The 20,482-nt window shown below is 33.1% G+C and carries 18 protein-coding genes and 1 tRNA gene; 8 read left to right on the forward strand and 11 right to left on the reverse strand.

Annotation, left to right across the window (positions count from 1 at the left end; genetic code table 11):
• Positions 1 to 19: 19 nt before the first annotated feature.
• From ACFQ0I_RS06560 to ACFQ0I_RS06585, 6 genes are read right to left on the reverse strand one after another with little or no spacing between them, the layout of a single operon-like run.
• Positions 20 to 1,393, reverse strand: a complete 1,374-nt coding sequence (locus ACFQ0I_RS06560; RefSeq protein WP_379940562.1) for a methylmalonyl-CoA mutase subunit beta — start codon at positions 1,391 to 1,393, stop codon at positions 20 to 22.
• A complete protein-coding gene (locus ACFQ0I_RS06565; protein ID WP_379940563.1) occupies positions 1,386 to 1,709 on the reverse strand; it encodes an FtsB family cell division protein in 324 nt (107 codons plus the stop codon). Before ACFQ0I_RS06565 ends, ACFQ0I_RS06560 begins: the two co-directional genes overlap by 8 nt.
• Complete coding sequence (gene udk / locus ACFQ0I_RS06570) at positions 1,710 to 2,315, reverse strand: uridine kinase (RefSeq protein WP_379940565.1); 606 nt, start codon at positions 2,313 to 2,315, stop codon at positions 1,710 to 1,712. It lies immediately after the preceding gene.
• Between the two features lie 60 nt (positions 2,316 to 2,375).
• Positions 2,376 to 2,783: a c-type cytochrome gene (locus tag ACFQ0I_RS06575; protein ID WP_379940566.1), complete on the reverse strand. Its 408-nt coding sequence runs from the start codon at positions 2,781 to 2,783 to the stop codon at positions 2,376 to 2,378.
• Positions 2,784 to 2,793: 10 nt separating this feature from the next.
• Complete coding sequence (locus ACFQ0I_RS06580; RefSeq protein WP_379940568.1) at positions 2,794 to 3,918, reverse strand: PQQ-dependent sugar dehydrogenase; 1,125 nt, start codon at positions 3,916 to 3,918, stop codon at positions 2,794 to 2,796.
• A 27-nt stretch (positions 3,919 to 3,945) separates the two neighbouring features.
• Complete coding sequence (locus ACFQ0I_RS06585; protein WP_379940569.1) at positions 3,946 to 6,141, reverse strand: TonB-dependent receptor family protein; 2,196 nt, start codon at positions 6,139 to 6,141, stop codon at positions 3,946 to 3,948.
• A 274-nt stretch (positions 6,142 to 6,415) separates the two neighbouring features.
• Between ACFQ0I_RS06585 and ACFQ0I_RS06590 the strand changes: the two genes are divergently transcribed.
• The 4 genes from ACFQ0I_RS06590 (at position 6,416) to ACFQ0I_RS06605 (ending at position 9,548) form a co-directional block, all read left to right on the forward strand.
• A tRNA-Pro gene (locus ACFQ0I_RS06590) sits at positions 6,416 to 6,490 on the forward strand.
• A gap of 460 nt (positions 6,491 to 6,950) precedes the next feature.
• Positions 6,951 to 7,535 (forward strand): YceI family protein, encoded by a 585-nt coding sequence (locus tag ACFQ0I_RS06595; RefSeq protein ID WP_379940571.1) that lies wholly within the window; start codon positions 6,951 to 6,953, stop codon positions 7,533 to 7,535.
• Positions 7,536 to 7,567: 32 nt separating this feature from the next.
• A complete protein-coding gene (locus ACFQ0I_RS06600) occupies positions 7,568 to 8,836 on the forward strand; it encodes a hypothetical protein (RefSeq protein ID WP_379940572.1) in 1,269 nt (422 codons plus the stop codon).
• 124 nt (positions 8,837 to 8,960) lie between these two features.
• A complete protein-coding gene (locus ACFQ0I_RS06605) occupies positions 8,961 to 9,548 on the forward strand; it encodes a YceI family protein (RefSeq protein ID WP_379940574.1) in 588 nt (195 codons plus the stop codon).
• A gap of 53 nt (positions 9,549 to 9,601) precedes the next feature.
• On the opposite strand, the gene ACFQ0I_RS06610 is transcribed toward ACFQ0I_RS06605, so the two are convergent.
• The 5 genes from ACFQ0I_RS06610 to ACFQ0I_RS06630 all read right to left on the reverse strand — a co-directional run bounded on the left by ACFQ0I_RS06610 (position 9,602) and on the right by ACFQ0I_RS06630 (position 14,138).
• On the reverse strand, positions 9,602 to 10,438 hold the full coding sequence (locus tag ACFQ0I_RS06610; RefSeq protein ID WP_379940575.1) for a GIN domain-containing protein: 837 nt from the start codon (positions 10,436 to 10,438) through the stop codon (positions 9,602 to 9,604).
• A 97-nt stretch (positions 10,439 to 10,535) separates the two neighbouring features.
• On the reverse strand, positions 10,536 to 11,264 hold the full coding sequence (locus ACFQ0I_RS06615; protein ID WP_379940577.1) for a head GIN domain-containing protein: 729 nt from the start codon (positions 11,262 to 11,264) through the stop codon (positions 10,536 to 10,538).
• A gap of 104 nt (positions 11,265 to 11,368) precedes the next feature.
• Positions 11,369 to 13,138: a PspC domain-containing protein gene (locus tag ACFQ0I_RS06620; protein ID WP_379940578.1), complete on the reverse strand. Its 1,770-nt coding sequence runs from the start codon at positions 13,136 to 13,138 to the stop codon at positions 11,369 to 11,371.
• Positions 13,139 to 13,140: 2 nt separating this feature from the next.
• On the reverse strand, positions 13,141 to 13,476 hold the full coding sequence (locus ACFQ0I_RS06625; protein ID WP_379940580.1) for a PadR family transcriptional regulator: 336 nt from the start codon (positions 13,474 to 13,476) through the stop codon (positions 13,141 to 13,143).
• Between the two features lie 218 nt (positions 13,477 to 13,694).
• A complete protein-coding gene (locus ACFQ0I_RS06630; protein WP_379940581.1) occupies positions 13,695 to 14,138 on the reverse strand; it encodes a DUF4870 domain-containing protein in 444 nt (147 codons plus the stop codon).
• A 146-nt stretch (positions 14,139 to 14,284) separates the two neighbouring features.
• Between ACFQ0I_RS06630 and ACFQ0I_RS06635 the strand changes: the two genes are divergently transcribed.
• From ACFQ0I_RS06635 to ACFQ0I_RS06650, 4 genes are all read left to right on the forward strand, one after another.
• Positions 14,285 to 14,740 carry a DUF4442 domain-containing protein gene (locus ACFQ0I_RS06635; RefSeq protein WP_379940583.1) on the forward strand — a complete coding sequence of 152 codons (456 nt, stop codon included), beginning with the start codon at positions 14,285 to 14,287 and terminating at the stop codon, positions 14,738 to 14,740.
• Positions 14,741 to 14,852: 112 nt separating this feature from the next.
• On the forward strand, positions 14,853 to 15,653 hold the full coding sequence (locus ACFQ0I_RS06640) for a TIGR00266 family protein (protein WP_379940585.1): 801 nt from the start codon (positions 14,853 to 14,855) through the stop codon (positions 15,651 to 15,653).
• A 128-nt stretch (positions 15,654 to 15,781) separates the two neighbouring features.
• The gene (locus ACFQ0I_RS06645; RefSeq protein ID WP_379940587.1) at positions 15,782 to 17,347 is read left to right on the forward strand and encodes a helix-turn-helix transcriptional regulator; all 1,566 of its coding nucleotides are present in this window, start codon (positions 15,782 to 15,784) and stop codon (positions 17,345 to 17,347) included.
• A 313-nt stretch (positions 17,348 to 17,660) separates the two neighbouring features.
• Positions 17,661 to 20,336 (forward strand): T9SS type A sorting domain-containing protein, encoded by a 2,676-nt coding sequence (locus ACFQ0I_RS06650; RefSeq protein WP_379940589.1) that lies wholly within the window; start codon positions 17,661 to 17,663, stop codon positions 20,334 to 20,336.
• Positions 20,337 to 20,482 lie beyond the last annotated feature (146 nt).

Genomic DNA, 20,482 nt, shown 5'->3' on the forward strand with positions numbered 1-20,482 from the left:
AAGGTTGCTTCTAAATAAATTAATCTTCATGTTTTAAACGATTTTGTTCGATGCCTTCAGATAATCGTTTTTCTATAATAGGTTCAATTAATGTTTTTCGCTGCTTAGTTTTAACAAAAGGATACAGTTCTATGTTATTTTTCATTTTATCGGAAGCATTTGTATAGCTATTCGTGCCAAGTAGCACAAGTTCTCCGCTATCAAATAGCTGTTGTTCTTTTGTAGCCGCATCTTTAATTTTTCGCTGAATAGTGCCTTCTTTTAATTTTTTTAAAAAACCACCATTAGCTTCAATATTTTTAAATAATTCTAGAGCCTTTTCAGCAAGTTGATGGGTTAAAGATTCTATATAATAAGCACCATCACTTGGGTTATTTACTTTGTTAAGATACGCTTCATGTTTTAAAATAAGAAGCTGATTACGAGCAATACGGGTGCTAAACTCGTTTGTTTTACTAAATATCGCATCGTAAGCCAAATTATGTATGCAGTTTGCTCCGCCTAACATCGCACTCATGCATTCGGTTGTAGAGCGTAACAAGTTGGTATTGTAATCGTATAGCGTTTTGTTTCGCTTTGTTGGAGTTGCAAAAATATGGCAGTCCGTATTCACATGATACTCGCAGGCTAAGGTATTCCATAGCAGTCGTAAGGCGCGAAATTTAGCTATTTCAAAAAAGTAATTGCTACCAACCGATAAGTTAAATAGCACTTTAAGTCTTTGTTTTTTTTCGCTGTCGATGCTGTTTTTAAAATGATTTAAATATTCGTTTGCATGCGCCAATGCATAGGCCAATTGCTGTACGATGTTTGCTCCGGCATTTTGATACAGCGTAGTATCTATACTCAGGGTATTGGTGGTTTTTATAATGGCTTCTAAAGTGTTGTGGTCTTCTTGAAGCGTGCTAAACCAATTACCACTTCTAGCCAGATTACCTATAATATCTGATTTTATATAGATTTCGTTGTTTAAAGTGGCTTGTGTGAGTTTTGTTATGAATTCTGAATCTAAAAACTGTAATTCAAAATAAAGAACCGTTTCTTCAATCCTGATATTTTTTAATAAATCGATTATTGAAATAGTAGGAGACGGAATGATAAATTGAATGCTATCGGCTCCAGATTGTAAAGCTTGTAAGGCTTTTTTGTTAGATCGTTTAACATCTGCAACAAAAATGGTTTGGCAAATGTTAACCCCTGTTGCATTCGTAATAAATGACTCTGGTATACCGTTTAAATCTTCGGAATGGTAAAATGGTTTAACCGAAATATCTTCGTTACTTTTCCAGATGAGTGTTTCATTATAATCGGCTCCTTTTAAATCGAATTGAATTTGCTGTTTCCATTGTTTAGATGAAACCGGATTAAATTCACTAAACAAATCATCAGTCATCTTGTCTGTTTTTTAAGCTGTCTTCGTATTCGATAATATATATTTCTTCGCTATCGCGTTTCATATAATATTCCTCGCGAGCAAATTTCTCAATGCCTTCTTCTGTACTTAATTTTTTTATGGCTTTTTTATCTTTTTCAATTTCTTTTCGGTAGTATTCTTTTTCGTTTTCTAAGTCGTTTATGTCCTTATTTAGGTCATGATGAATTAACCATGAATTAGCATCGAAAAAAAACATCCAAATGGCAAAAATTGCCAATATCAGAATGAAAATATTTTTAAAAGGTTTGAATATTTTATGATTAAAAAATGCCATTTATAACCTGTTGTTTATAATTGTACGAACAATATCTACAGCTACAGTATTGTATTTATTATTCGGAATAATAATGTCTGCATATTCTTTTGTTGGTTCTATAAACTGCTCATGCATAGGTTTTAAGGTGTTTTGGTAGCGTGAAAGCACTTCGTCTATATCTCGACCACGCTCTTTGATGTCGCGTTTTAATCGTCGAATTAAGCGCTCATCGGTATCGGCATGTACAAATATTTTAATATCAAACATGTTTCTTAATTCGGGATGTGTTAAAATTAAAATACCTTCCACTATCATCACTTTTCTTGGGTGTGTTAAAATAGTATCGCCGGTTCTATTATGTTTAACGAAAGAGTATACGGGTTGGTGTACTGGAATGTTATTTTTTAAATCGGTTAGGTGTTTTTCTAGTAAATCGAAATCTATGGATCGTGGATGATCAAAATTTGTAATGATACGCTCTTCGTAGCTTAAATGAGTGGTATCTTTATAATACGAATCTTGTGAAATAACACCAACTTCGCCTTCAGGAAGTTCGTTAAGTATTTGATTTACAACGGTTGTTTTGCCACAACCAGTTCCTCCGGCAATTCCAATAATTAGCATGAATATGTTCGTTAAATTTTTGTTTGCAAATCTAATTAAATGTAAATCAATTAACCTGTATTACTCTAGTTTTTTGATTTTAGAAACTTCGCTTTCGGTAATCATTTTAGTGTTTTTATTGCCCCAGCTGTTGGTAATGTAGTTCATAACATCGGCAACTTCATCATCGCTTAACCCCAATGCAGCCATAACGCTATTGTATTTTTTGCCATTTACTATAATTTCGCCTTGTTGCCCATATTTAATTCCGCGAATACTTGCTTCTCTATTTTTCATTAAATAATCTGATTTTGCAAGTGGTGGGTACACATTTGCAACGCCTTCGCCGTTAGGCAAATGACAGGTCATACAAAAATCATTATAAATGGCTTTGCCGCGGTTAATACTCGATGTTAATGGATTTGTTTGTGAAAATCCTGTGAATGTAAATGACATTCCCATTAATAAAAATAAATAGCTTAACTTCATAGTTCAATGCTTATTTTTCAGGAATAATTTTATAAATCCCTTTACCTTCAACAGCAACGTAAATATAGCCATCTGGTGCTTGCACCACATCTCGTACGCGCCCTATTTTATCTAATAATTTTTCTCGTTTTATTACTTTTCCATCACTTAAAACAAGGCGTTCAAGATATTGAAATTTTAGAGAACCAACGAGTAAATTTCCTTTCCAATCTGGGTATTTAGCAGAGGTAACCATAGCAAATCCGCTTGGTGCTATAGAAGGCACCCAATAAAAGAGCGGTTGTTCCATGCCTTCCTTCTCTGTAATATCTGTAAAAGAAGTTCCGTCGTAATTAATTCCATAAGATATTACTGGCCAACCAAAGTTCTTTCCTTTTTGTACAATGTTTATTTCGTCGCCACCTTGTGGACCGTGTTCATGCACCCAAATTTCGCCAGTTTCGTGGTTTTTTATCATGCCTTGCGGATTTCTATGTCCGTAACTGTAAATGGCTTTTTTGGCGTTTGGTGTATTAACAAATGGGTTGTCTTCAGGAATTCTGCCGTCATCGTAAAGTCTGTATATTTTTCCGCAATCGCGGGTAATATCTTGAGGGTTGATATCGCGTTCGCCTCTTTCACCAATGGAGAAATACAAATAACCTTCATTATCAAATTCTATACGAGAACCGAAATGTTGACTTTTTTTAGTGTTAGGATTGGCTTTGTATAATACTTGTTTTTCAACTAAATTATTGCCACTTAATTTGGCTCGCATGATGGCTGTATTTCCGCCATCGCCTTCACCTTCCGCGGAAGCGTACGAGAAATAAATCCATCCGTTGTTCGCATAATCTGGATGTAATTTTATATCCATAAATCCACCTTGCCCACGCACATAAATCTCGGGAACGCCATTTATGGTTGTTTTTTGACCGTTTTTAAAATGGATAAGTGTACCCGATTTTTCAGTAATCAACATGCTTCCGTCTGGTAAAAAAGCCATTCCCCATGGAATGTGTATATCTGCAACAACTAGTTGAGGGCTGTAGTTAATGTTGGTTGGGTTTTCTGCTTTTACCTCAGATTCTATTTGTTGTGCACAAGCGTAAAAGGAGATAAAAACAACAACGATGATAAAATGAATCTGTTTCATGATTTCCTATTTTTTTATAAATTTAGTTTAAAATATATAATTTATATTTAAACCAGAGTAATAATTTAACAGATTTCCTGGATAATAATACCTAGGAGCAGCACCACCAAATCCCGTAGCATTAATAAGAATTTGTGATGCATAGTGCTTATTAAAGATATTGTCCAAGCCAAAACAGGCGTTTAATGTTAAGCTTTTAAGAAACGCACGTTTATAGCCTAATTTAATATTTGTTAGCATATAGCTGTCTGTAAATAGAGAGTTACTATCCGTCATAGGAATGCGCCCAACATATTGGTAATTAAGCGTTGTGTACAATCCCGTTTTTGTACTAATATCTATTCCCGAATTGAATACGTTTGAAGGAACTCCAGTAAGTTTGTTGCCAGAATAATTGTTTCCATCATCTGTAAACTCTTTAAATTTAAAATCGTTGAGCGTATAAGTAGCATATTGATTTATAGAGACAGCTTCCTTTTCTAGCCATTCGTATTTTGAAACCAGTTCTAAGCCATGGTGTTGTGTTTTTCCGGCATTAACACCAATAAATTGGTCGTCGCCAGTTCTGCGGGCCACCAAGAGATTACGAATATCCAGCTTGTATAGCGCCAGATTAAGCTGTAAGCGATTGTTATAGAATGAGGTGCGGGTGCCAACCTCAAAATTCCACCCTGTTTCTGGTTTTATATTTGTATTAATTAAACCTTCGGGAAGCAAGGTTTCTGCTGTTGTGGGTGGAGAAAAACCATGACTTATATTGGAATAAATACTTATGTGTTGCGTAACCACATGCGAAACACCAATTTTTGGTGAAAGCATGCCTTTAAAATTATAGGAACCCGATTGGTCTGGGGCATCATTCGTTATATAATTATCGAATAAATTATAAGAGGTATTGTTAAAATTTAACCCAATAGAAAGTGTTGTTGCGTCAGTTGGATTGTAATTTGTTTCGAAAAAGATGTTGAAATAGCTGCGATTTTCTTTTAAATCTGATAATTTTTCACCCTTCACACTACCCGTTCCACTTGGATAATCTTGATACAAGTTTTCATAGGTTTTTGATTTGTACGTGTCTTTAAATAGTTCGCCACCCAAGGTCCATTCTATTTTATTAAACGACCCAATAATGCGACTTCGTACACCTACGGCAGCAGTAAGTTCAGATAAAATATTAAATGGTCTTGGTTCGTAAGAATCTTTAAATGAGGTAAAAATACTTGTTAGTTGTTTGGTGTTACTGCTGTATTTATGGTTCCAGGATAATCCAAAAATGCCGTGTTTAGAATCTTCAAACCCTTTAGTTTGTGCCCATGTAAAGGCGGCTGCTTTAGGGTTGTTATTAAATGTGGTTTCGTTGATGGAGCTAGGTATGTAGCCTTTTAAATCGACATAACTAGCTAAAAAAGTGAGGTGGTTTTTAGCGTTAATATAGTGATTCGAGTTTAAGGTAAAAGTTTGGCGGTTGTATTTATTATTATCTCGATACCCGTTACTGTGTGTATTGCTATAAATAGTTCTAAAACTGTTTTTGGTTGTTCCGTGATTCACATTTATAACCCCTTTAATTAATCCAAAAGAGCCAACAGATAAATCACTTTGGATACTTGATTGATTTAGGTGCGAATTTTGAGGAATTAAATGTATGGTTCCTCCCAAACCTGCGCCATAAATACTCGAACCAGCGCCTTTAATAATTTCAATTCTAGATATGGTACCTAGTTCAAAATCTTCAATGCTGGTTTCGCCATTTCCAGAAGTTAACGGAATATCTTGAAAATAAGCTCTAATTTTAGATGTGCCATATAAATTTCTGGAGCCAATGCCGCGTATAGAAATTTTATTAGTGTTTAATGCGCCAGATTGCATAAAAACACTAGGAATTCTATTTAAGGCTTCGGCCATATTAAGAGAATTACCACGCTCAATATCTTTAGTGGAAATAATATCAATAGTGGTACTTGATTTTTTAAGTTTTTGAGGAATATGATGTGCATTAACAACCACTTCATTTAATTGTGAAGGATGTAATTCTAATTGAATAATAATAAAGTCTGATGATTTTAATTCTTTGAAATAGACTTTATAGCCTGATTTTGAAAACTGATAAACTCCTGCATCTGGTACTTCAAATTCTCCAAGTTTATTTGAAAAAGTAACTGAGTTGTTTTTACTATTTTCAATTTTTACTTGGTAGAGTGGGATGCCATTATCGCTGTCCATAATTTTACCACGTATTACGGATTGCGCAGTAACATGCGAGTAGAAAATAAAAAAAACACTTATAAAAAATGTTTTTTTTAAAGTGTGATAAGTGGGCTTTGTTATGTTAGTAATTGGATTGATGACTTCGAACTTTAAAAGTGAATCTAAAAAAATAGTGTTTGCTATTTTTTATTAATGTTTAAAGATAGATTTTTATAAAAAATTAAACAAAAAATTAGTTCGTGTAAAATATAAAAAACTATATTTGCATCCGGTTAAGGAAAAAAATTTTCGGGGTGTAGCGTAGCCCGGTTATCGCGCCTGCTTTGGGAGCAGGAGGTCGCAGGTTCGAATCCTGCCACCCCGACTAATAAAAGACCTGTAAATCATATGATTTACAGGTCTTTTTATTTTAATTAATTTCAAATGAGAAAAATTTCTAAAAAAGGATGACAAATGGGGTAACCAAACTTTTTCAAAATAATTTAGACCATATTGTTAAAACTTATTTCTTGAAAATACTATAGGTACAATTTTACTTTCTTCATATTACTAGCAATACATATTTATTAGCAAAGGGTATAATGAAACTTCTTCGACGTGCTTTTGTTTGGCTAGGTATTTTATATTGAGGGCACTTTTTTTTATTACAATTAAGAATTAAGCTTCAAAAATATTTAAAAATTGAAGTAAAAACGATTTTATTAATTTATTATTAGCGTTCAATTTACGCTTATTATCAAATCGTTTAAATGTAGATATGACAATTGTCATACTTTGATAATTACATTCCATTGAAATTTGCTGCATAATTAAAACCATACACAATGATTATAAACACAAAAAAACCAAACCAAGTTGTTAGTTTAATAATTCTTTTTTTTCTGACTTTCAACTTAATTAGTGCACAACAATTTAATTTAATAAACGGAGAATCTAAACTTACTGTTTTAGGAACTTCTAGTTTGCACGACTGGCATGTAACTGCCGAAAACCAAAGTGGTAAAATTGTATTCAAAAATTTAGAGACTGGCGAAATTGAAAAATGTAACGCAGAAATAGTTGCAGAAAGCTTGAAAAGTGGAAAATCTTCTATGGATAAAAACACTCATAAAGCTTTAAAAACAGACAGCTATAAAACAATATCGTTTCAATTAGTCGAGGTTAAAGAAACAACAAACAAAGGCAATGGCAAATTTACTGTCCATACACAAGGTGATTTAACCATAGCCGGCGTTAAAAAACGTATTTCACTAGATTTTACAACCACCATTTCAGATAACAAAATAACCCTTGTTGGTGAGAAAAAATTTAAAATGACCGATTTTAAAATAGACCCACCAAAAGCAATGTTCGGCACCATAACTACCGGCGACGAGGTAACAATTAAATTTTCAACCATATTTAAATAAACTTAAAAATTAAAACTCAAAACTTAAAACTTATGAAATCAACTTTAAAAAAAGGATTAGTATTAGGATTAATACTATCAGGATTTAGCTTTTATGCTCAAAATAGAAATTTAGATAATTACAGACAACCAAGTCAGGATGGTGTTAATGTATTTGAAGCACCAAAAGACTCTGTGTCTACTTTCGACGGTGTAAAAGTTAGAATCGGTGGAGCATCTACCCTACAATACCAGGCTATAGATCATGAAAATTCTGGTGCTGTTGCTTTAAAAGAAATAGGATACAACTTTAACTTAGCAACTGCGAATTTAGATTTAGATGTGGCATTAGCCGATGGTGTTAGAATGCACTTACGTACTTATTTATCTTCACGTCACCACCCAGAACCATATGTTAAAGGTGGATATTTCCAAATTGATAAATTAGATTTTATTAGTGAAGGTTTGTTAGAAGATTTCATGAAGCATGTAACCATTAAAATTGGTCACATGGAAAACAACTACGGTGATGCACATTTTAGAAGAAGTGATAATGCTCAAACATTATTCAACCCGTTTGTTGGAAATTTAATTATGGATTCTTTTACTACAGAGGTAGGAGCGGAAGTATATTACAGATGTGATAGTGGTTTATTTGGTATGGTTGGCCTTACAAATGGTAAATTAAACCAAGCCGTAAATGCTACTAATGGTACCACAGGTGGTGCATCATTTATAGCTAAATTAGGTTATGATAAACAACTTAATGAAGATTTAAGAGTAAGATTGACAGGATCTTTATATAACACTGGTTACGTGCCATCTTCTTACTTATATAATGCCGATAGAGCAGGTTCTAGATATTATTTTGTAATGGAAAATACTACTGCAACTACATCAGCTAATTTTAGATCTGGCCGTTACAACCCAGGTTTTACAAATCAAATTACAGCAATTATGTTTAACCCATTCGTTAAATATAAAGGATTAGAATTCTTCGGAACAATCGAAAATTCTAGAGGAAACGCTTTAGGTGCCGAAGAAAGAACTGCTAATCAATTTGCAGGCGAACTTATCTACCGTTTCGGTGCTTCTGAAAACTTCTATATTGGAGGTCGTTACAATAAAGTAGACTCTGAAGAAGCTTCTGGAGATGATATCGAAATTACTAGAACGCAATTAGGTGCTGGTTGGTTTATGACTAAAAATATTTTAATGAAATTAGAATATGTAAATCAAAAATACGACGGGTATGCTGTAGGAAGTCAATATGAAGATGGTAAATTTAAAGGACTTATGCTAGAAGCTGCCATTAGTTTCTAACAACCTTAGTACTTAAAATTATAAGTCTCAAAGTAACTTTTTTAATTATTTGAAAATAATATATTAATTTGGCTTGCTTTGAGACTTGTTTTTTATGTTTAGTCTTACATTAAAAAATGCTATTATGATTTTTAACAGGGTTATACTATTTGTTTGTGTTGCTATAACATTGGCATTCACAAACAGAGATTCTGCTATTAAAAGTACTTCGGTTTTCTTGACTGCCGACAGTTCTTTAGTGGTGCGAGGTACAACTAACATTAATACCTTTACTTGCGGATATAATATTAATAAATTTAAAAATCCAATTCCCGTAATTTACTTCTTAGAAGATAATAAAATAAGGTTTAGTAAAACGGCATTGGTTTTAGATACTGATTGTTTTGATTGCGGCGGAAAAGGTATAAACAGTGATTTTCAGAAGATATTAAAATCAGATAAATATCCTCAAATATTTTTGATGGTGAAAGAAATTAATCATCTAGAAAATACGGCAGATGTTCAGGCATCCGTCGATATTCAAATTTCAGGCATCACAAAAAATTATAAAGTGCCAATTAAAATTAAAAATTCGAACAAATTACTTATAACAGGAGATTTAAGTTTAAATCTGAAAGATTTTAATATTGAAACTCCAAAAAAGTTTTTCGGACTTATAACAATTGATAATAAAATTGAAATAGTTTTTCAATTAGCTGTAAAGGAACATTAAGCTATTTTTATTGATGTAAAGGAAGCATGAAATTTAAATTATTTCGTGCTTTTTTATTTTAACTTTTTTTGAAGTTTCGAGGTGTCTTCAAGTCTCGTAACAATAATTTTAGGATTGCCATATAAATACACACTGCTGCTGCCAGAAGCATCAATAGTAAAGTTATCTAAAACTTCTAAATAGGCATCGCTAGAGATTTCATTAACAGAGCTACATGTTTTTGAGGTAAAGTTTTTGCCATTAAACTGAGAATAATTGTCGGTTTTTAACACGAGTTCATTAGTCTCGCCTTCAATAGTAGCGCTCGAGCGCAGGTATAAATCTACACGTGTAGCTGGCGAATAGATAAGGGCGTCTATTTTACTATTATCGCTTAAAGTTAATGTGGTATTATCGGCTGTGAGATTTAGTCTTACTTTTGATTTTCCGTTACTCTGTAATTTAAAATCGCTCGTTTTTATTGTCAATCCAACTTTTGCAGAACCTTCAGTAATTACTAAGGTGTTTAACAAATTCATGGAAGATAATGATGTTATTTCGCCTTTGTCAATCGCTCTAATATTGGCTAAATTATCGTCGTAATTTACCGTGATATTCAATTTCTTTTTTGAAGTAATTTTTGCTGTTTTGTCGAAAGTTAAAACACCATCTATCACGTTAAAATGTATAAATTCGTGTAGGTTTTCGTCTGTTTCTATTATTACAGAAGGCATGTTGTTATAAATAATATCAATTTCAAAATCTTCATCTACAATGATGGTATGAAACGAATTTATTTCGGTTTGTCTACTGGTAACATTTTTGTCTCCTCTTACTTTTTCCGCATATTGTGCATTTACAGTTAAACATAAGCCTAAAGTGAAGAAAATAGCAATAACAAGCTTATTCATGTTTTTTAAAAATTGGTGTATTAACAAATATAAACAAAAACCATCTAAAACTTTAAGCTAAGTTTTAGACGGTTTTAATAAGGTTGGTTTTAATTTGTTATTGCTTTTTTATACTGCCGGCAGAACTATCGCTTTTATTTACAATTTCCGGATTGCCTAAATATCTAATATCGCCACCGCTGGTTGCTTTGGCTGTTAACTCTTTAGACGTGTTTACCGTAATATCGGCGCCACTTGTTGCTTTTACTTGGCTAGACTCGGCAATTAAATTTGCCGCTTTTATATCGCTACCACTTGTAGCTTCGGCCATTAGTTTAATGGTTTTTCCAGAAAGTTTTAAATCGCTGCCACTGGTAGATTTACAGGTTAATGTTGAGGTGTTAACATCTAAATTCATGTCGCTTCCACTGGTAGTTTCTAACTCTAAATTTTGAGTTGTAATAGTGTTTGTTGCCTTTACATCACTACCACTGGTAGCTGTAATGCTTGAAACATCCCTAAAGCTTACCATCACTTTTTTAGATTTACATTTACCTATGTTCTCCTTCGTGTGAATTTTCAATACGTTATCTACAACTTCGGTTATAATAAGTTCTTGTAAATTCTCGTCGGCTTCAACGCTTATACTTTCATGATTACTTTGGGTTAAAATAACGTCTAAACCTTCGGTTGCTTTAATGGCAGTAAATGGTTCGTTAATGCTTCGTTGTTCAACTGTAACATTGCCATTTCCCTTAACACCATTATTAAAGTTAATATCGAAATTACAGGATGCTAAACTTAAACTGACTAGGGTGGCTACAATAATTTTTACTAATGTTGTCATAATTGTTCGTTTTTTGATTGATGATTACTAATTCAAATGTCTTACTTTTTGGTTTTGATGAATAACTTAAATACTTGAATTGTTGTTTTTTAGTGATGAACTGTTTATTTGTCGGATTTTATATTAATACCGTCTCCATCTATTTTCACTTTCACTTCTTTTGATGCTGCTTTAATACCTTTGTTATCTATTTTTACGGTATTATTATCGCTTTTTATTTCAATACCACTGTCGTTAATAATAACGTTTGGCGTTTCTACCTTTACTTCAAAGTCGGCATCATCTTCTTCGCAGTCATTACAAATAACCCCATCTTCGGTACTATTTAAATAATGATTTACATAGTTAGACGGTATGCCATAACCAAGATAATACTTCGTGTTATCATCTAATTTAGCCACACTACCTTCGGGTAAATACAGTGTAATTACAATTTCTTGGTCGCTAAACTTGTTTTTTGCATTGGTTGATAAATGCGGATCTAACACTAATTCATTATTTTTTAAACTATAGTTATAGTTTATGTTTTTGGCTCTCGCAATGGCTTTATCATAGTTTCTGCCATCAGCACTTTTTTCAATACTTAGAGATGCTACAGAATCGGTAGTAGTTTTAAGTACAATTCTAATATCCGAACTATAAATTGTTTTTTCTCCAATATCATTATTAGTTACTTTAAACGAACTGTGGCTATAGAAACGGTTGTTAAACATATTGCTTTCGGCCATTGTTATTTTTAAAGTGTCTGGCGCTGCAAATGCTAATTCTTGTTTTTCAACAATGCGCTCGTTATAAGCGTGTTCACTGGCTTCTCTTATGCCAATAATAATTAACCCGATAATAGAGAAAAACCAGATGCCTAATAAGGTGAATTTTGCAATATTACCAATAGACTTTAAGTTGTTTACAAGTATTTTTAAACCCAAGTAGAACAAGAAAAAGAAGGGGATGCCTATAGCAAAAAACGCAAGCATTGCTGCAACCCAAACAGGCGTGTTACCTGCATTTACAATGTTCGCAAAATCAAATCCTGGAATTACGTCGGTTACTCCCAAAGAAAATAGGCAGATGATTAGTCCAATAAGCGCAGAGGCACCAATAAAAATTAATATAATACCTATAAATTTTGCGAATACGTTCAAGAAAAACATGATGATATCTGCCAGGGTATCAAAAAAGGATTTTGAGTTCGACTTTATCTTATTGCCTTGCTTTTTAAAATCGACTTTCTTTGCAGCATCCGACACGGTATCACTTACGTTTTTAGCCACATCCGATACGGTTTCTGTAACAGTTTCAAAGCCGTCTTTTATCTTTTTTTCTATGTTACTAATATTAACAGGTTCGCCGGTCATCATTATTTTCTCGGCAGTAGTTTTGGCTTCAGGAATTAAAATCCAAAGTAAAATATACAATAGGATTCCAGTACCCATTCCAAAAATTAAGATAACCCAAATAAGGCGAATCCAGATGGTATCAATACCAAAATAATGTCCTAATCCAGAGGCAACACCTCCAATATAAGAGTTGTCGGTATCTCTAAAAAGTTTTCTCGTAGCCGATGTTTTGCGTTGATATGCAGATTGCGGATCATCTTCAAATATTTCGTCGTCCACCAAATAATCTTCTGGTTGCCCCATAATAGAAATTACTTCATCAACTTCCTTAATACCTATTACTTGGCGGTCGTGTTGTACGCGTTCACTAAAAAGTTCGGCAATACGCGCTTCTATATCTGCAATAATTTCGGTTCGCCCTTGAGAGTCTGTAAATGAACGTTTTATAGCGTCAAGATAGCGTTGTAATTTTAAGTATGCATCCTCATCAATATGATAGAATATACCTGCTAAATTTATGTTGACTGTTTTATTCATTTTTAATTTGTTTTTTGTTTGGTTACTATATTAACTGCATTTTGTAATTCGGTCCAGGTGGTATCAAGTTCTTTTAAAAACAACTTGCCTGTTTCAGTAAGACCGTAGTATTTTCTAGGCGGTCCAGAGGTCGATTCCTCCCATCTGTAATTTAAAAGACCCACGTTTTTAAGTCTGGTTAGTAGTGGGTAAATAGTACCTTCTACTACTAGCAGTTTAGCGTCTTTCAGCGTTTCTAAAATTTCTGCTACATAGGCGTCTTCATCTTTTAAGACCGAGAGTATACAGAATTCTAAAACTCCTTTACGCATTTGTGCTTTTGTGTTTTCAATCTTCATGTTCTAAAGCGTTTTAATGTTGTGAAACTGTTCATTTTTTGATTTGTTTGATGATTATATTGATGAAATTTTATTTTTATTTTTTTGGTGTTACCACAAGGGTCGGGCTTTTCGTTGCAAGTCCTCGCTCCCCCGAAGCCTCGGGGTTGCTGTGGGCTTTACACTGAAATCCCTAACGCGGTTCCGTTTGCTAACTTCTGTTTCGCTCATAGGTCATGTTACTTTAAAAAGTTAATCGTAAACGGATAGTTATAATAGGCACCATCTCTGGCTTTTAAGCTTGCTATAACAATGAGTGCGAGCTCTATTATAAAGCCTATAATGGCCAAGACACCTAAGCCACCAATATATAATAGAGGAGAAGGTTTGCCTATCGAAATGTGTAAATCATGAAAACCATTAAAATCTATAACATCAATGCCACCTATAAATTTGAAAATAAAAAACGGAATAGTAATAGCACCAATAATTAGGGCGTAAAGCAAAATGCTTAATTGAAAATTAATAGCTTGCTTGCCATGAGCGTCTATAAACTCCGATTTATCCTTGTTAATTACCCATAATACAATGGGTCCTAGCAGATTCCCAAACGGAATTAAAAACCGACTAAAAGTCGATAAATGTATAAACGTAGCGATGTTTTTTTGATGATTATCTAGCATGATTTTAAAACATATAATAGTTTCCTATACAAATATATGTCTTTAAACAGGTATTATGTTACGCATAGTACCATATTTTAACATAAAATTAACATTTATAAATGATAAATATTTTCATAACTTCGTAAAAAATAAAACTAAACTTCATGACTTTAACTCCCAGAAAATTAAACACTTTCACTATTTTTAAATTGCCTTCGGCATATTTTTGTGGTGTTCGTACCAAGTATATCGATAGTAATAAATGTGTTGTGTCGGTAAAACATAGATGGATCAATCAAAATCCATTTAGCTCCATGTTTTGGGCAGTTCAAGGGATGGCAGCTGAGTTTTCAACAGGCGCTTTAATGATTGCTAAAATTAAAGATTCCGGTAAGCGTGTGTCCATGTTAGTTACGTCTAACACGGCTACTTTTTCAAAAAAGGCAACAGGTAGAATAACATTTACGTGTAACGACGGACATCTAATTGACGAAGCACTTAAAAAAACAATTCTAACAGGCGAGGGGCAAACCGTTAGTATGAAATCTGTTGGATTAAATGAAGACGGTATCGAAGTTTCTACCTTCATTTTTGAATGGAGTATTAAGGTGAAAAGTTAAAAGTTATTTCAACCATACACCTAACACCTAAAATCCCACCACTAAAAAAAACTGTAACAAAAAAGCAAACAGTTCAACTAATAAACGAATTAACAATTAAACAGTATAGAGAATGACAGCACACGAAATAGACTATAATATTTACGGCGAAGAAATGCAATATGTGGAGATTGAACTCGATCCACAAGAAGGAGTCGTGGCCGAAGCTGGTAGCTTTATGATGATGGACGATGGAATAAAAATGGAAACCATTTTTGGAGATGGGTCTAACAAAAATCAAGGGTTTTTGGGTTCTATTCTTGGTGCAGGAAAACGAATTTTAACAGGCGAGAGTTTATTTATGACAGCTTTTTACAATAATCTGTCTGGTAAACGAAAAGTATCGTTTGCATCACCTTATCCCGGAAAAATACTCCCGATCGATTTAACTGAGTATAGAGGAAAATTTATTTGTCAAAAAGATGCCTTTTTATGTGCAGCTAAAGGGGTAAGTGTCGGGATAGAATTTTCAAAAAAATTAGGAAGAGGATTATTTGGTGGCGAAGGTTTTATAATGCAAAAGCTGGAAGGTGACGGTATGGCGTTTGTGCACGCCGGTGGAACAATGGCAAAAAAGGAACTACAACGTGGCGAAATTTTGCGCGTAGATACAGGTTGTATTGTTGGTTTTACTCAAGATGTCGATTATGATATTGAGTTTGTAGGCGGTATTAAAAACACTATTTTTGGTGGCGAAGGCTTATTTTTTGCAAAACTTCAAGGTCCAGGAACCGTTTATATACAGTCGTTACCATTTAGTAGATTAGCAGGTCGTGTTTTAGCATCAGCGCCACAAGGTGGTGGAAAAGATAAAGGTGAGGGTAGTATTTTAGGAGGATTAGGTAATATGTTAGATGGCGATAATCGGTTTTAAGTAATTGTTAATTTTAATAATAAGGGTTGTGTTTAATTATGCAACCCTTCTTTTTTATTTAAATTTGAATATTTAGTAGTTTAGTATTTTTATAGTTATTTTTACTCTTTTATTGATCAATTGGCCCCATGAAATTTATTATTAGCGTTTTTTTAATTTTATTTAGTGTTACTAGTTTTGCACAAGCTAAAAAGAAAAATCCGTACGTTAAATATATCGATTCATCATACGCTAAAATTGATGATTATCCAAAAATTGCTCAACAATATATCGATTCAATTCCACAACCTGTTCAAGAAAATATTAAAGGGCATTTAGCCGAATATTATGAAATATTAGCCCTGATAAATGGAAAAAATAAAGAGCAAGTTAAAATCTTTCAAAATTACTTTTTAGCGCTTAAATATGCTAAACAAGAAAAAAAATATGATATAGCTGGTAATGCCAATTTAGAATTGTTTTATAATGTTTATTTAGTTAAACAAGACTCAACTGCATTTAATTACTTAATTGAAGCAAAAAAATATTACACTTTAAGTAATAATAAAAACGGATTGGTTGAAGTGATGCAAATGCCAGCCTATGTTGAATACAATAAAGGCAATTATGAAAAAAGTAATCTGCTATTATTACAACATTTAGAGTATTATAAAAGTATTAAAGACGATGCGTATTATTATTTATATGCATTGTTTATGATTACGTCTAATTATATTCACTTAAATAATTTAGATAAAGCACATTTTTATTTTAGTCAACTCAAGGCATTGCGGACTAATAAAACTATTCCATTGTCGCTTCATGATTTACATTTGGCTCCCCTGTATAATTGCATGGCTCATACGCATTTAAGTCAAAAAGCTATGGATTCTACACTCATGTATTTGAAAATGGGTGACCATATAAAAACCACATTAAATCATTCGGATGTAAGAGATCATTTTGAAATTTATATAAACTATTATGAAGCTCAAAATAACTTAGAAGCAAAAAAAAATTATATTGATTCTTTAAGAATTTTTGAAAGTTCTTTATTAGATAAATCTGTTGATGCAAGTTTTCAAATAAATCACGCATTATTAAATTCTGAAGCACAATTACAAAAAGAAATTCGAAAAAAACAATTTAATAGATATTTGATTGCAGCTTTAATTATTGGACTGTTGGCATTGATAACGCTTTTAATAGTTCGATATAAAGTAATAAAACGAAAAATAAGTGAATTTGCGAAGCAAAATAAAGAGTATACTTTTTTAAAATCTAATCATGAAAAATTAAAAGTAAAAGTGCATGGTTTAGAAGATTATTTAACGGAAGTTAAGAAAGAAGTAAAGCAAATTTCCACCATTAAAGATGTAAAAGAACAACATTTAAAAATAAAGGAATTGTATAAAAATATACATTACAATTCTTCAAATATTATTACAAAAGGAGAGAGTCATTTTGAACTAATAAGCGAGCTAAATATTGAATTCTTTAACGAAATATCTAATAAGTACCCAGAGTTAAGTCACTCAGAAATCATCATTTGTTATTATGTGTTTTCTGGGTTTAAAAATAAGGAAATTGCGGCATTTTTAAATACTTCAGATCGAGCTATAGAAAGCAAACGATTTAGAATACGCAAAAAATTAAACCTAAAAGGGCAAGATATAAGTTTGCTCGATCAATTGGAGCAGGTGCTTCCAGATTGATAATTTACCACAAGACAATAACTAACTACACTGTGTCATTTTTCTATGATGCGTGGTGGATGCGTACCAATTTTTCATCAAATAAATAAAAGGTTATTGATATTTGACCCTTTATAAACAAATGTTAATTCTATGAGAAAAAAAATTACGCTACTATTTATTGTTTCAGTCACTAACAAATACTTAGATAACATATTATAGGGCAATTATAAATAGTGATGGTAGTAATTAAAAGTTTTATAGAAACTATACTACCAAAAATTCGATTGCGATATAAAGATGAATGCATATTTAAACTTAATTATTTTAAAAAATGAAAAACTTCTACACACTTGTATTAACCGTATTTTTTTCAACGGTATTGTTTGGGCAAAACGATAAAAGTTGGGCTAAAATGGGAACTAGTAAAAACGAATCGTTTTATGACGTTCAAGCAAAATTTAATAAATACTGGGAAAATAGAACACCAGAAAAAGGCCAAGGTTATAAGATTTTTAAACGTTGGGAAAATCAAATTGCCGATAAGATTTATCCATCAGGAGACATGTCGTTACCTTCTCATACGTATCCTAATTTTATTGAGTGGCAAAAAAATTACAACAACGAATTAGCTAAAAATGCAAACAGTAAAATGAAGGCAACTTTGGCAACGTCTAGTTGGGTAACTTTAAATCAAAATACGATTGCATCGGGCTATGATTCTGGTTCAGGAAGATTGAACTTTGTAACGTTTGATCCAACTAATCCTTCAACCACTATGTACGTAGGTGCGCCAGATGGTGGACTTTGGAAAACTACCGATTCAGGAGCTTCTTGGAGCACAATTAATGATTATTTACCTATTATAGGATGTGCTGGTTTGGTTATACACCCTACGAATTCTAATTTAATGTATTTAGCCACTGGTGATAGAGAAAGCGATAGACGTAGTATTGGGGTTATGAAATCTACTGACGGTGGTTTAAATTGGAATACCACGGGCTTAGTGTGGAGTGCTGCTAACAATTATAAAATAACTAAAATTGTTATGGATCCAAATAATCCACTGGTAATGATGGTTGCTACCGATGGCGGTATATTTAGAACTACTGATGGATGGGATACGTATCAATCGCCGAGTGGTTCAGCAAGCCAACCAACTTCTACGTTTTATGATATCGAATATAAGCCTACAAGCTCATCAATTGTATATGCTTCTGGAACTAAGATTTACAAATCAACAGATGGCGGTGTTAATTGGACAGCAAATACATCAAGTAGCTTACCAACCACTAGTGTTGAGAGAATTGAATTAGCCGTTACCAAAGCTAATACAAACTATGTATATGCTATTATAGGAAGAAGTACAGATCAAGGATTTCAAGGTTTTTATCGCTCTACAGATAGTGGCGATAGCTTTACCAAGCAATCAACGGCTTCTACACCAAATATTTTGCATACAGATGCGGCACCAACGTCTGCTTCTGTAGGTGGTCAAGCATTTCATGATCTTGCCATAGCTGTTTCACCAACCAATGCTAATAAAGTAACCATCGGTGGTATTAATCAATGGCAATCTACCGATGGTGGGGTAAACTGGAATCGTATTACGTATTGGTTAGGTTATAATCCGCTTTATCCTTCTAGTCATTCTGAGCCAGAGCCGTACATCCATGCCGATATTATTTATATCGATTATATGCCAGGGGTTGGAAATGAAACGACCTTGTTAACCGCATGCGACGGAGGTATTTATAAAAGTACTGATGATGGGGTTAATTGGACTGATATTACTGCAAATATTGCCATAAGCCAGCAAACGAGTATTTCATTGTCTGCAACAAACGAGAATCTGTTTTTTGCAGGGTTGCAAGATATTGGCTCATTAAAGTATAATAATGGTTCTTGGTCTGTTTTAAGTGGAGGTGATGGAGAAGATGGTTTTATTGATAGAACCAATAACAATTTTATAGTGTCTTCTACTACCAACGGCGATTATTTTTACACTACCGATGGAGGAGCAACTTCTGGGTCTATTCCTTGGTCTCCTGCATTGCCAAAAGGTGAATGGTTTAGCCCTATAAAGCAAGACCCAGTTACTGCAGGTAAAGTTTATATTGGCGGTCGTCCTGATTTATATGTTTCTACGACCTTGTTTGCAGGAGGTGCTACGGTTACGCATTCAAAAACAGGAGCAACACCTCCTAGTCCAGCAGCAAGTAATATTTTAAGATTTGAAATTGCACCGAGCAACAACACCTATATTTATGTGATTAAAGATAATGTGATTTCTAAATCCATCAATTCTGGTTCAACATGGACTAATATTACAACCGGATTACCAGTGGCTTCTGCTAAACTAAAAAACCTAGCAGTTTCAAATACTGATGCCTTAAAAGTTTGGGTGGTGTTTTCTGGTTATGAAGATGGAGAAAAAGTTTATAAAACCGTTGACGGAGGTGCAACTTGGACCAATGTATCTGATGGACTTCCTAATATCCCAATGAATACAATTGTATATAGAAAAAACAGCGCTAATGATGAAGTTTATATTGGTGCCGATTTAGGGGTTTATGCCATCGATAATTTAGTTACTTCGGCGGTGCCATTTTTAACTAATCTACCAAAATGTGCTGTTCAAGATTTAGAAATTTATTATCCTACACCTACTACAGGAAAGTTAAGAGCTGCAACTTATGGTAGAGGTAGTTGGGAAACGGCTTTAAGTACACAAACACTCGCAACGTATGAACATGTTGTTTCAGATTCAAAAGCGCCTGTATTGTTTCCTAATCCGGTAACTAACGGTGTTTTAAACGTGAAGTTATCGAATACTGATACAGCTACTTATGATTATTATTTATATAATTTACTTGGAGAACAAGTACTTAAGGGAGCTTTGAATGTTTCACAGTCAGATATTTCATTAAAAGATAAAGCTGCTGGAACATATATATTAAGATTGATAAGTCAGGATAAAATGTATACTCAAAAGGTAGTAATAAAATAAGTTTAACAAACATAATTGAATAAAAAGAGTCTCATTTGAGGCTCTTTTTATTAATATAAATTACAATTATTAAGTTAAAATATATTCAAGCTTTTTTAAATTTTATTCGTATTCAAAAACAACAATTTTATATCTATTTTTTAGAA

The organism is Mariniflexile aquimaris, assembly GCF_042676825.1.
Taxonomy (GTDB): Bacteria; Bacteroidota; Bacteroidia; order Flavobacteriales; family Flavobacteriaceae; genus Mariniflexile; species Mariniflexile aquimaris.